Raw genomic sequence first — 13580 nt, forward strand, 5'->3', positions numbered from 1 at the left:
ACCTTGGCGACGCGAAAGCCATGCACGACGAAGCGGCCGACGATCCAGTTCCAGTCGTCGGCCTGGCGCGAGATCGCGGCGACGCGGTCGGGCCGCTGCCACGGCGGCGTGTCCCAGGGCGGCGCCGGGTCGCGCGATATCTGCAGCAGACGGCGGTTCACGTCCTTGAGCTGCGCCATCGTGCGCGTGCGCTTGTGGGTCCAGAACTGCTCGAACGAGGCCTGCATCTGCCGGCCGGCGACGACGCCGGTCACGGCGACGTCGCGGTCGCGGTAGTCGAATTCCGGATCCCAGTCGAAATAGCGGTCCTCGTAGTTGCGTCCGCCCGCCAGTCCGGTCTCGCCGTCGATCAGCAGCAGCTTGTTGTGCATGCGCTGATTGAACTGGAAGAAGCAGCAGAGAATGTTCGCGGCGAATTCGAGCGGCTGGGTCGCCGCGTCGTCGAACGCCGGGTTGTACAGGCGCAGCTCGAAATTGGAATGCGCGCGCGCAAGCCGCGCGAGCAGGGTGTAGTCGCCGAGCGAGAACAGCTGGTCGGCGATCACGCGAACGCGCACGCCGCGGCGCGCCGCCTTGATCAGCTCGTCGAGGAAAAGATAGCCCGAATCGTCGGCGGAAAAAATAAAGGTCTGTACTTCGATACTCTTGCGCGCGCTGCGCACGAGGTGCAGGCGCAGCGCGAGCGAGTCGGCGCCGTGGTCGAGCAGCGTCACGAAATGCTGCGGACCGGCGGCCCGGAGGCTTTCCTCGTAGAGTTCGTGGTACGGCGACCGCGCCGCGCAGTGATCGGCCTGCGTGCAGCTGAGTTCGTGATCGCGCAGTTGTTCGATGACCGCGTCGGCGCGGCGCACGCGCTCGCGCGACAGCGAGCAGCCGCCGGCGATCAGTGCGAGCGCGACGATTGCGACGATCCGCCATTCCCTGGGCATGAAACCTCGTTCCCTCATTGCGTGGCCGATGCGGCGCGCACGCTGAAATGCAGGCGCACGCGGTCGGCGAGCGTCGCGCGCCGCGAGCGCATGCCGAAGTCGCTGCGCTGCAGCGTGCCGTCGGCGACGACGGCGCAGCGCAGCGCCGCTTCGCCGGGGCATTGCGACGGGCGCAGCCGCAGATTCATGGGCTTCGTCAGGCCGCGCAGCGTCAGGTGGCCGATGATGTCGCCACCGATGTCGAGCGTCGCGAGCGGAAACGGCTCGGAGACGAACTCCACGAACGGATGCTGTTCGGCGTCGAAGAATTCATCGGACTTGACCCAGTCCTCGTAGCTCGCGCGGCGCATCGACACGCCGCGCACGTCGATGCGCGCATGCACGCGCGCGGTGCGCGCGGCGTGATCGATATCGACGTTGCCGGTGACGGCGCCGAAGCGGCCGGTCACGTCGAACATCCACATGACGCGGACCTGGAACTCCGCGTTCGATCGCACCGGGTCGAGCGCGATCGCATCGCTGCGCGCCGCGGCCGGTACGAGCAGCGCGGCGAGCAGCAGTCCGATGCCCCGGCCCAGGCGAACGCGCCGCTTCGGGGATCGCGCATCGGGAACGACGCGAGACGACATGGCCGCCGCGGCTCCGGGCCGGGCCGGCTCAGGGCGACCAGAATGCCTTGAGGCTGCCACTGCCCGGCTCGATGTCGGTGCCGACTTCGAGCCAGGCGATGCCGGCCGGCGGCATGCCGCGGAATTCCCCGGACTGGCCGGTCGCGAGCAGCGCAACCAGCGTTTCGATGCCGGGGTTGTGGCCGACGAGCAGCACCTGTCCCGCGTCGCGGTGCTGGTCGAGCAGGCCCATGAGATCGCCGGCGGTGGCTTCGTAGATCGCCGGCTCGTAGCGCGTGTCGGAATATTCGATGCGGGCGAGGACGCGTTCGAGCGTCTGCCGCGTCCGCGCCGACGGCGAGCAGAGCACGCGCTGCGGCCGCGCACCGCTCGCCTTGAGCCATGCCGCCGCCGCTTCCGCCTCCGCCTCGCCCGTCAGGCTCAGCGTCCGGTCGCTGTCGCTCTGCTCGGGACCGGCGTTGCCGGCGTGGGCGTGTCGCAGCAGGATGAGTTCTTGCATGGCTGGCTTCCTCGCCGTTCGTGTAGGGAGCTAATGGTGCACCAAGCCTCGACCGGTTTGGCGACCGTCATTCGTGTTCGAACACATAGCCCGAATAGTGCAGCCGGAGGCGTCCTTCGTTGCGTTCGACGCGCAGGCGTTCGCCGACGATGGATCCGAGCCCGGGTACGCGCAGGCTGTCGGAACCGTCGGGTTCCAGCGGCACGCGCGTGCGCAGCAGCGGAATGTCGAGCGGATAGCTCGCGCTGAGCACGCCGTCGTCGAGATCCACGCGCAGCCGCGCAATGCCGAGTTCGTTGGTGATGCGGTCGGGATTGAGCAGGCGGTACTGCCCGGCCAGCGCCTCGAACGCAGGCGCCAGGCGCGGCGGATCCCAGGCGCTGCCGACGAGGAAGCGGCGCTTTGCGACCCAGACGATGAGCACGCGCCGTTCGGCCACGACGGCCGGCGCCACGAGCACGCGGCGCAGCGGGCCGAGATCGAGCGGCAGGCCGAGCAGACGCAGATGCAGGCGATACCAGCCGTCGTCGCGCCGCTCCGCGGAAAAGCGCAGGCCGAGCACGCGCGCGTCGAAGTCATCGCCGTCGGGCTTCAGCTCGGCGAGACCCGCCGCGGTCGAGTAGTAGCGCGCGGCCTGATCGGGCTTTGCCGCGGCCGGCCACTCCGCGACGGCCGGCGGCGGCGCCTTGCGCACGCGCGGCGCAATGCCGTGCGCGGCCTGCAGCCAACCGTCGAGCAGGTCGTCGACGATCTCGTCGACCGCGTCGCCCGCATCGGCGCCGTTGGCGATCACGATCACGGCAGCGCGGTGCCGCAAGGCTATATCGATGCGCGCGCGCGATCCCGGATAGAGCGAACTCAGCCGCGCGACGGTGCCGACTTCCGCACGCTGGTCGGCAAACAGCGAGAACGCGAGTCCGTTGCGGTAGTCGAGATCGAGCACGGATTCGGTGTTGTAAGGCCGGAACAGCGCGCTCAGGTCCATCGCGGGTTCGGTCGCGGTCAGCACTTCGGCGAAGCGCGCGAGGTCGATCAGGCTGCCACGCAGCCCCAGAGAGGCCGCTTCGCGCGCGCGCGGCGGGACGAGCGGCCGGCCCTTGCGGTGGCCGCGCGCGTCGGCGTCGGTCGTTTCCAGGCCGGTCGCGGTCAGGCCGAGCGGCTCCAGCACCTGGCTGCGCAGCAATGTGGCGTAGTCCGCGCCGCCCGCGGCGGCAAGCGCGTTCGCCGCGAGTTCGATGCCGATGTTGGAGTAGGCGTAGACCTCGCCGGGCTGCTGCGCGAAATACAGCGCGCCCGGCGGCGGCGATTCCGCGGCCGGCGCCGCGTCGTCGTCGAGGTACATGTTCGCGAGATAGTTCGGCGGCAGACCGGCGTGATGCGTCAGCAGCCGCACCAGCGTCGCCGCATCGGTGTCGCCGCCGGCGATGCTCAGCTGCGGCAGGTAGCGCCGCGCCGGCGCGTCGAGCGCGATGCGATCCTGCGCGGCGAGCCGCACGGCCAGCGCGGCGACGAAGGGCTTGCCGAGATCGCCGAGCGCATGCCGCGTGTCGTTGGTCAGCGGCCGCCGGGTTTCGCGATCGGCATGGCCGAAGCTTTCGACCCAGCGCACGCGGCCGTCGACGACAAGCGCGATGCCGAGCCCCGGCACGGTGCGCGTGCCGGCGCGGCCGGCGAATTCCGGACGCAGGCGCGCCTGTAGTTCGGTCAGCGGTTCCGCCGCGACGGCGACGGAGGTGATCAGGCTCAGCAACAGGCAACGCAGCAAGGTCGGCATCCATGCAGTGTGCCGAGCGCAGGTAACGATTTCGCGAAGACGCCGGCGTAGCGCCGGATCAGTTGTTCTTCTTGAGCCACTTGAACAGCGGCTTCCAGTCGTCCTGATGCGAACGCACGGTTTCCGCGTGATAGTCGAACAGGCTCTTGCCGAGACCGGTCGCGACGACATAGCCCTGCGTGTCGCGCAGTTGCGCGATGACCGGCAGGGCGAACTGCTGCATGTCCTCGAGCGCGAGCTGGCTCGCATGCGTCCATGGCCGCAGGCGATTCGCGACGATGCCGGCGGCGACCTTGCCGCGCTTGATCCGCGGCAGAGCGGCGACGGCATCGACGAACGGCCGGCAGGCTTCGAGATCGAACGGCGAGGGCAGTACCGGAATCAGCACGGCGTCGGCGTAGTCGAGGAATTCGTCGACGTCCGCGGCGCTCGCGCCGGCCGGCGTGTCGATGATCACGCGGTCGGCGCCGTCGGGAATGCGCTCGCGCCAGTTGCGCTTCGTACCGTCGATCGGCAGCACGGCGCTCGCGAGGCCGGCGCGGCGTTCGCACCAGTGCCGGCTCGACGCGAGCCGGTCGCAGTCGACGAGCACCGTGTTCCTGCCCTCGACCGCGTAGTGCGCGGCGAGATGCGTCGCGAGCGTGGTCTTGCCGCAGCCGCCTTTGCAACTGGCTATCAGGACTTTCAGCATCGAAGCGTCCTCGCGCGAAGCAAACGCGGCCGAGCGTACACGGCGGGGGCGGGAATGGGGAATGGGGAGGCGTAAATCCCGCGGCGGGGAACGGCTGAACGCGCGGCTTCCGGCCCTGCTTCCCCGGGTTCGAGGAACCCGGCGGAAGCCCGGGGCTCAGATGGCGTCGGGGTCCGGCGGCGCGGCCTCGGTCATGCGGCCGAAGTCCTCGGCGTCCGCTTCGTCCTCGTCCTCGATCCGCGTGCTCGGCTGCCAGGCCGGCGGCGGGATCGCGGGCTGGCCGGCAGCGATCGCCGCCTTGCGCAGCGCGGCGATTTCGTCGCCGCTGCGCAGATACTCCATGCGCAACGCGGTGAACGCGGCGCGCATGCCGGCCTCGCCGGTCGATTCCGGCGCTGCCTGGAGCCAGGCCAGCTCGCGCTCGGCATCGCGGTCTTCGGGGCCATAGTGGCCGCTGTCATTGATCACGGTCAGCCCGAACTGACGCAGCTGCGCGCTGCGCGCATGCTTGACCATACCGCGGCCGACATCGGCGCAGATCGAGAAGCGGCGCAGGTCCACATCGGGCTGCTCTGCACGGTCGCAGACCGAAAACAGCGTGTAGATCGGCGGCTGCAGCATCTGCGCCTGGATGAAGGCTGCCTGGAATTGCAGCTCATCGGCCGACCAGCCGGAGGCCGTACCCGGCGGTGACCAGACCGATTCCGGATGCCGCTTGGCCACGTCGACGAGCGCGCGCAGGTAGTCGGCGCGGTAATCGTCGAAGCGGCTGGCGGCGGCCATGCGCGCGAGCGTCGAATCGACCGCGAGCGCGTCCTTGTTCTGCCAGGACTGATGCAGCGCCGGCAGCCAGGCCAAGCCATTGTCGGACTCCAGCCGCATCAAGGCGTCGTAGTTCGCCGGCAGCAGCGCCGGCGCGCTGCAGCCGCCTTCGCCGCCCGGCATTGCCGTCGCGGCCATCCACTGCACGAGCGCGTCCTCCGGATCGGCTGCCGCCGCGTTGCGCAGCAGCGCCGCGCGCTCGGCGCTCGACACCGCGCCACCGGGCGCATCGAGGTAGACGAACTGCGACGCGATCGCCCAGTCGCGCGGCGCGGCGCTTTCGCGCAGGCTCGTGAACAGCTTCGTCGCGCGCGTCCTCGCATCGTCGAGCTGCTGGCGCACGTCGGGCGGCAGCGACGCCAGCAGCGACTCGGCGTCGAACTCGGCGGCGGCGGGCGCCGTGGTGTCGGCGCGACCCGTGCCGGCCGCGACGACGGCCAGGGCGATGGCAAGACTCAGGTGGCGGATGGCAAGCAGCATGACGATCTCCAATGGCGTTCGGGAATCGCGACGACGGCAGTTCCGGCGTCGGCTGCGATGCCCACCGTCATTTGGCGCCGCGGATGATCATCGGCGCTCGCTTTCGCGTGCGATCCCGATTCCCGATTCGCCTAGGCCTCCGCATAGAGCATCGCCGCCGACTCGGTCATGCGCGGCACGTAGCCCGGCGTGGTGTAGGCGAGATTGATCGCGACGCGGCTCGCGTCGACGGTCAGCGGCGCGACGCGATGGGCCGTGGTGTCGGCCTTCAGCAGGTACGCGTCGCCGGCACGCAGCGGCAGGCGGATCGGATTCTCCTCGAGCTGCGCGAGCGAGGTCGCGTTCGGCACCATCTCGGCATAGCCGCCGCCTTCGGCGCCCGGCGATTCCATGATGATCACGAACGACAGCGGGTAGTCGTCGTAGTGCGCGCCGAACGTGTCGGAGCTCTGGCGCAGCTGGTTGATGACGTAGCGGTCGATGTCGTCGGTCAGCGGCAGCACGCGCTCGCCGACGATCTCGCTGAGGAAATCGAGCAGTTCCGGCGCGGTGTAGATCGCCGGGACCCACTGCGACAGCTGCTCGATCGTGTTGCCGTTGACGACGTTCATGCGGCGCGGCGAGTTGTCCATGCAGGCCATCAGGAAGTCGCGGCGCATCGAGCGCTGCAGCAACCGGTCGACGTCCTCGCGCAGCTGCGCGAAGAAGCCGCTTTCGACGAAGCCCGGAAACGCGACGTGATGCAGCCTGTGGTAGTGCGCGGCGAGCGCCGGCGTCTGCGCGGCGGAAGGATGGTAGAGATCGTTGCGGAACATGGCGTCACCTGGATTCAGTCGAAATACGATTCGAGGCCGCCGCGGCGGCGCACGTCGAGCGTGCAGCAGTGGAAGCCGCCGCCGAAACGATTGAAGTTGATCAGCGAGTGCGGGATCGGCTCGAAACCCCAGCGCTCGAATGCGCGCAGCAGGCCTTCCTCGCTCGCCTCGACGAACACGCGCTTCTCGTCGAGCATGAAGGTGTTCGCGACGATCCAGTCGCTGCACATCGAGAATCCGCCGAGTTCGAGCGCGGGTTTCGGCGCGATGAGTTTTTCCCAGCCGTCGAACATCGCCGGCAGTGCGTCGATGCGCTCGGGATTGATCAGTACCTTGCCCGGCGCGAGCGGCGTGAACGTCGCGTCGATGTGCATCGGATGCGTGTCGTTGACGGCGAGCGTGTGCACGCGATAGCCCTCGCCGAGATGGCGCTGCAGCCACGCAATGCCCAGCGCGTTCGTCACGTTGCTGCGCTGCGCGAAGATGTCGCGGCCGCAGCGCGCGAAATCCGCCGCGTCGAACAGCGGCTCGAATTCGCTGACGGCGTAGACCATGTCGTCCATCGACGTCGGGTGACGGAACTCCGCGTTGTAGGCCGCGTCGCAGAGCTCCGGCTTCGGCGCGGCGGTCCAGCGCGCGCCTCGGCGGAAATAGTCTTTCAGCAGCGGCCGGAACGGATGCGCTTCGAAATAGCGGCTGCGCCAGGCCATCGGCGCTTCGATGATCTCGTCGCCGACGACGAGGAACGCATCGCGCGGCATTGCCGAATACAGGCTGCCGCGCGCGCGGAAATGCGGTGTCGCGAACGGCACGGCCTGATCGGCCGCGTCCGGCCGCCGCACGGTGACGCCGGCCCGTTCGAGCAGCGCGACAAAGCCGTCGAGTTCCTCGCGCGCGCGGTCGAGCATGTCCTGCGGAAAGCGTTCGCCGCCGTGGCGGCGGAAGAACGCCCAGGCGCTTTCGGGCATCGTCGATTCCAGCGTGACGTGCCATTCCGGCACGACCGCGTCGTCGATGCGGCCGACGATGGTTTCTTCGAGCGGGTCCCATTCGTTGTGGGAATTGACGACCGCGGCCGCATCGAACGCGGCGTCGCGCGGGTATTCCAGAGTTTCGAGTTTTCCCATTGTGGTCGGTCCTTGTCGAAGTGGGCCGGCGCGGCGCGCCGGGTCAGTCCTTGGCGCGCGCCGCGAGGCGGCGGTCGAGTTCGCGGCGGCCCGCGCTGCGCCACAGCGCCGCGGCCGACACCAGCAATCCGAGGCCGAGTACCGCGATCAGCACGGCGGCGCCGGCACCCGGTCCGCGGCCGACGATCGCCGCGATGGCGGCCGGCGCCTGCTGCAGCCAGGGCTGCAGCACGTGCTCGGCGAGCCATGGCGCGCCGAGGCAGGCCGGCGGCAGCAGCAGCGCTGACAGCGCGCCGATCGCGGCAAACGCACGGCCGCGCAGCGCCGGCTCGATCTCGCTCTGCCAGAGGCTGCGCACCGCGACTGCGCCGCACTGGCTGAACGCATACAGCGCGAACAGCAGCGCGCCGGTCGCGGCTGCAGAGGACGCGATGCCGAGCGCGAGCAGCGACAGGCCCATGCCGGCCTGTGCGGCGACGACGAGCGTCGTGCCGGGACGGCGATGCCGGACCAGCAGCAGCGCGCCGCCCGCAGCCATGCCGAGACCGCCGGCCGACAGCAGCAGGCCGAGCGTGGCCGCGTCGTGGCGCAGCAGCACGAGCGGCGTCAGCAGCACCTGCAGCGCGGCCATCGCGAAGCCCGCGGCGAGCGCCGCGATCAACAGGCCGCGCAGCGCACGGTCGCCGCGCAGGCGCGTCCATCCCGCGCGGATTTCCTGCCGATGCGACAGCGGACGTTCGTCGCGCGACGCTGCAGCCGGCTCGCGGATGCGCGCCGCCGCAAGGCAGGCGACGGCGACCGCGAACGTCGCGAGATCGATCGCGAGAATGCCGGCGAGGCCGGTCACGGCGAGCAGCAGTCCGCCGGCCAGCGGCGCGAGCAGCGTGCTCGCGGCGAAGCCGGTCTCGATGAGTGCGTTCGCGCGCACGAGATCGCGTGGCGCAATCAAGGACGGTACCAGCGCGCGATAGGCGATCTGATGCGCCGTCGTCAGCACCGCGTTCGCGGCGACCAGCAGCACGATCTGCCAGAGCGCGAGCGTCGAGCCGAGCACGATCGCGAGCAGCATCATGGTCAGCAGCGCGGACGCCGCGTCGGCGGCCAGCATCAGCCGATGCCGCGCGACGCGGTCGCAGAGCATGCCGAGCCACGGCGCGGCGAGCGCGGCCGCGATCGCGTTGACGAACACCACGCTGCCGAACGCGAGCAGCGAGCGCGTCTCGCCGAACACCCAGACCGACAGCGCGAACGTCGTCATGGCCGAACCGAACGCCGAGACGGTCTGACCGGCCCAGACGAGCAGGAACGCGCGCGCGGCGGGTTCGCGCCAGCGCGATCGCGACAATGCCGCTGCGGCCGGCGCGTTCATGCGGCGCCGCTGGCCGATGCGTCGAGCAGCGCGGCGAGTTGCGCGGCCAGCGCGTGCACATGAGGCGGCTGCAGGCAGGTGTAGTGGCTGCCGGGAATCGTCTGCACGCGCCAGTCGGCAAGTGCCGGATCCCAGCCGAGGCCGGGACCCAGATGACCGAACAGCGCCGCGTCGTCGGCCCGGAACAACACGGCTTCGCCGGGATAGCGCTGCGGTTCGTACGCGCGCGTCGCCGTCGCGATATCGCCCTGCATCGTGCGCAATCGAGCGAACGTCGCCACGTCGATGCCGGCGGGCAGCGCTTCGTCGTCCGCGGTATCGGCACGGAGCATGGACTTGCTCCAGCCCGAATCGACGAGGCCGAGCAGCGCGACCGGTTCGCCGGCCTGCACGAGCTGGCGCGCGATCTCGAACGCGATCGTGCCGCCCTGCGACCAGCCGAGCAGGCGATAGGGCCCGCGCGGCTGCAGCCGGCGCAGCGCCGCGATGTAGAACGCGGCCATCGTCTCGAAGCTCGTGAGCCGCCGATCGGATCCCGCGAGCGCCGGCGCCTGCAGGCCGTACAGCGGCTGGTCTTCGCCGAGCGCCTCGGCCAGCGCGCGATAGCAGGCTACCGATCCGCCCGCCGGGTGCACGCAGAACAGCGGCGCGCGGCGGCCGTGCGGCTGGAGCGCGACGAGCGAGAGTTCCGCCGCGCCGGCGCTGACGTCGGCGACGGGCTCGGACTGCAGGTCGAGCGCCAGCAGCGCGTCGAGCCCGTCGCGGTAGGCATCGGCGAACCTCTGCACGGAAACACGCGACAGGCGCTCGCGGCCGTAACGCACGGCGAGACTGAAGCGGCCGCCCGTGACGAGGCCGACGAGATCGATCTCATGCAGCCGCTGCTGTTGCGCGGCGCGCGGATGCCCGGTCGCTTCGCGCGCGACGGCGAACGGCCCCTGCGCGGCCACGGCCTGATCGAACTGGCCGAGATAGTTGAAGCTGACCGGCGGCTCGCCAGCGGCGTCGAGGCGGCCGGCCTGGCACAGCAGACCGTAGCCCGCGCCGCGTCCGGGAACGGCTGCGAGCTGCCGCCGCACATCGGCCAGCGCCTGCGCCGCGCTGCAATCGGGCGCGAGCGTCAGCCGCAACGGATGATTCACCGTGAACCAGCCGACCGTGCGCGATACGTCGAGACCGGTCTGCGGTGCGTCGCGGCCATGGCCTTCGAGCGCGAGCGGCACGGCGGCCTCGCCGGTCCAGGCGCGCCACGCGAGCGCGAGCGCCGTCAGCAGCAGCGCGTTCACGCCGCCGTCGGCGCGCTGCAGCAGCGCAGCGGTCTGCGCGGCCGGCAAGGTCAGCGTGATCGTGTCGGTCGTGTCTTCGCGGCGGCTGCCGTTCGCGTCGACCGGCAGCGGCGTTGCGGACGGCGGCCGCTGCGCCGGCCAGTACGCGATTTCCGCGGCGGCGGCGTCGATCGCCGCGGCGCCGCGCAGCGCCTGTGCGTGGCGCCGGTACGACGCGGTCTTCGGCGGCAGCGACACATCGGCCGAGGGCAGGGCTGCCAGCGACTGCAGGTCGTCGAGCAGGATGCGCCACGACACCGCGTCGACGAGCAGGTGATGCGCGAGCAGCCAGAGCCGCCGCTGCGTGCCGTCGGCGCTTTCGTACCAGATCGCCGCGAACAGCGGACTGCCGTCGAAACGAAACGCGCCGTGCACGGCCTGCGCATGCGCGGTCAGCGCGCCGGCGAAGTCGTCGGCGTCCAGGATTTCGCGCCGCAGCGGTGACACGCCGTCATCGCCGGCGATCGTCAGGCGCGGTCCGTCCGCCGCGCGCATGACGCGCAGGCGCAGCATGTCGTGATGCCGCTGCAGCTGCGTCACGGCGGCGGCCGCGGCGTCGAGAGTCACCGTGTCGCGCGGCTGCAGCAGCACGCTCTGGTTCCAGTGTTCGGGCCGCGTCGTCACGCGGTCGAAGAACCAGTGCTGGATCGGCGTCGCCGGCACGTCGCCGGTCACCGCGCCCTGTTCCGCGTCGATGCCGTCGCAGGGCACGGCGAGCGCGGCGATGCGAGCGAGCGTCTGCGCTTCGACGATCTGCTTCGCGCTGACGCGCCAGCCGGCGCGCGCGGCGCCGGCGACGACCTGGATGCTCAGCAGCGAATCACCGCCGAGTGCGAAGAAGTTGTCGTCGGCTCCGACCGCGGCGCGACCGAGCAGGCGGCACCAGACCGCGGCGAGCGCCGCGGCGGCGCCTGACAGTTCTGTCCCCTCGCACGGCGGATCGTCGTCCGGCGGCGGCAGCGCCGCGCGATCGAGCTTGCCGTTCGCGGTCAGCGGCAAGGCGGCGAGCACGACCCAGGCCGACGGCACGAGGTAGTCCATGAGCCGTGCGCGCGCGACATCCGCGATCGCACGCACGTCGGGCTGCGCGCCCGCGGCGGGCACGAGATAGGCGACGAGCCGGCGCCGGCCCGGTGCGTCGTCGCGCGCGACGACCGCGACATCGGAAATGCCGGGCTGCGCGCGCAGCACCGCTTCGATCTCGCCGGGCTCGATGCGGTAGCCGCGCAGCTTGATCTGCTGGTCGGCGCGGCCGCGGATTTCGAGCCGGCCGTCGCTGCGCCAGCGGCCGATGTCGCCGCTGCGGTACATGCGCGCGCCGGGTTCGGCGCCGGGGCCGGTTTCCGGCAGGAAACGCGCGGCGGTCGGCGCCGCATGCCCGAGATACCCGCGCGCGACGCCGGCGCCGGCGATGAAGATCTCGCCGTAGACGCCACAGGGCTGCGGCTGCAGTGCCGCGTCGAGCACATGGATGCGCACGCCGGCCAGCGGCAGGCCGATGTCGATCGCGCCGTCCCCGCCCTGCTCGCCGCCGCTGGCCATGACCGTGGTCTCGGTCGGCCCGTAGGCATTGTGGAGTTGTGTACGACCGGCCCAGCGCGTGCGAACGGCCGCCGGCATTTCCTCGCCGCCGGCGATCACGACGCGCAGGTCCGGCAGACCGTCGGCGTGGAGGTGTGCGAGCAGCGCGACCGGAATCTGCAGGTGCGAAATGCGCGCGTCGCGCAGCAGCGCATGCAGCACGGCCGGATCGCGGCGCGCAGCGTCGGGTGCGACGACGAGGGTCGCGCCGCTCGCGAGCGCGAGCACGGTGTCGCCGCTCGCGACGTCGAACGCGCCGGAGACGAGCTGCAGCACGCGCGCACCGGGACCGACGCCGTGCAGGCGCGCCTGTGCGTGCGCGAGATTCGCGAGGCCGCCGTGCGGCAGCAGCACGGGCTTGGGCCGGCCCGTCGTTCCCGAGGTGAAGATCGCGTAGGCGAGCTGCGCGGGATGGATCTTGCCGGCCGGACGCGTCGCCGGCTCGCCGGACAGGTCGAGTTCGTCGAGACACAGGCTCCGCACATCGGACGGCACGGACGCGGCGAACGCCGTCGTCGTCAGCACGAGGCGCAGCTGCGCATCGCCGATCGCGTGCCGCAGCCGCTCGGCCGGCGCCGCGGCATCGAGCGGCACATAGGCCGCACCGCACTTGAGCACGCCGAGCAGCGCGGCCACCGCGGCGCCGTCGCGCGGCAGCAGCAGGCCGATGCGGTGTTCCGGGCCGCAGCCGTCGCGGCGCAGCCGCTGCGCGAGCCGGTTCGCCGCGGCGTCGAGGGTCGCGTAGTCGAGCGTCGCGTCGCCCGCGACGACCGCCGTCGCATGCGGAGCCGCCGACACGTGCTGCTCGAACCGCGCGACGATCGTCGTGTCGCCGTGCGCGGCGCTCGGACGCGGCGGCGTCGCGGCCGTCAGCGGCAGTCGCAGCAGCGGCGTGTCGGGCGCGTCGACGGCGGCGGCGAGCAGCTCGCGGAAATGGCCGGCGATGCGCTGCGCCGTGGCGGCATCGAACAGATCCGTCGCGTACTCGAGCTCGCCGCGGAATGCCTCGGCGTCGCGCAGCACGAGCGTGAGATCGAAGCGTGCGGCCTGCGGCGGATGCGGCAGCGGCTGCACGGCCAGCCCCGGCAGTTCGACCTGCAGCGCGTCGAAGTTCTGCAGGGTGAACATGACCTGGAACAGCGGCGCGTGAGCGAGACTGCGCTGCGGCTGCACGCAGTCGACGATGGCCTCGAACGGCAGCGCCGCGTGCGCGTCGATCGCGAGCAGCCGATCGCGCACGTCGTGCAGATGACGGCGGAACGGCGTCGCCGGCTGCGGCCGCGTGCGCAGCACGCGCGTGTCGGCGAACAGGCCGATCACGCCTTCGAGTTCCGTGCGCGGACGATTCGCGGTCGGGAATCCGACGGCGATGTCGTCGCTGCCGCTCAACCGGGCGAGCAATGCATGCCAGACCGCCATCAGCAGCATGAACGGCGTGACGCCGTCGGCGCGGCAAAGCGAGCGGACGCGCTGCGACAATGCCGCGTCGACATCGAGCGCAACGCTCGCGCCGACGAAGCGCTGCTGCGCCGGCCGCGG

General features: G+C 71.3%; 10 protein-coding genes. All 10 read right to left on the reverse strand.

What is annotated here, in order from left to right:
* On the reverse strand, positions 1 to 929 hold a 929-nt coding region (locus VLF18_RS16485), incomplete at its 3' end, for a phospholipase D-like domain-containing protein (RefSeq protein ID WP_325280721.1).
* Positions 930 to 943: 14 nt separating this feature from the next.
* Positions 944 to 1558, reverse strand: coding sequence for a YceI family protein (locus VLF18_RS16490; RefSeq protein ID WP_325280722.1), 615 nt, complete (start codon positions 1556 to 1558; stop codon positions 944 to 946).
* Positions 1559 to 1586: 28 nt separating this feature from the next.
* Positions 1587 to 2057 carry a SixA phosphatase family protein gene (locus VLF18_RS16495; protein ID WP_325280723.1) on the reverse strand — a complete coding sequence of 157 codons (471 nt, stop codon included), beginning with the start codon at positions 2055 to 2057 and terminating at the stop codon, positions 1587 to 1589.
* 67 nt (positions 2058 to 2124) lie between these two features.
* Positions 2125 to 3831: a serine hydrolase domain-containing protein gene (locus VLF18_RS16500; RefSeq protein WP_325280724.1), complete on the reverse strand. Its 1707-nt coding sequence runs from the start codon at positions 3829 to 3831 to the stop codon at positions 2125 to 2127.
* A gap of 58 nt (positions 3832 to 3889) precedes the next feature.
* Positions 3890 to 4522 (reverse strand): ParA family protein, encoded by a 633-nt coding sequence (locus tag VLF18_RS16505; RefSeq protein ID WP_325280725.1) that lies wholly within the window; start codon positions 4520 to 4522, stop codon positions 3890 to 3892.
* A gap of 156 nt (positions 4523 to 4678) precedes the next feature.
* Entirely contained in the window at positions 4679 to 5824 is a 1146-nt protein-coding gene (locus tag VLF18_RS16510) for a hypothetical protein (protein ID WP_325280726.1), read from the reverse strand.
* A 131-nt stretch (positions 5825 to 5955) separates the two neighbouring features.
* A complete protein-coding gene (locus VLF18_RS16515; RefSeq protein WP_325280727.1) occupies positions 5956 to 6639 on the reverse strand; it encodes a HalD/BesD family halogenase in 684 nt (227 codons plus the stop codon).
* A 14-nt stretch (positions 6640 to 6653) separates the two neighbouring features.
* Positions 6654 to 7766 carry a hypothetical protein gene (locus VLF18_RS16520; protein ID WP_325280728.1) on the reverse strand — a complete coding sequence of 371 codons (1113 nt, stop codon included), beginning with the start codon at positions 7764 to 7766 and terminating at the stop codon, positions 6654 to 6656.
* A gap of 43 nt (positions 7767 to 7809) precedes the next feature.
* Complete coding sequence (locus VLF18_RS16525; protein ID WP_325280729.1) at positions 7810 to 9135, reverse strand: MFS transporter; 1326 nt, start codon at positions 9133 to 9135, stop codon at positions 7810 to 7812.
* On the reverse strand, positions 9132 to 13580 hold a 4449-nt coding region (locus VLF18_RS16530; RefSeq protein ID WP_325280730.1), incomplete at its 5' end, for an amino acid adenylation domain-containing protein. The genes VLF18_RS16530 and VLF18_RS16525, both read right to left, overlap by 4 nt.

It is taken from the genome of Tahibacter sp., from assembly GCF_035481375.1.
GTDB lineage: Bacteria > Pseudomonadota > Gammaproteobacteria > Xanthomonadales > Rhodanobacteraceae > Tahibacter.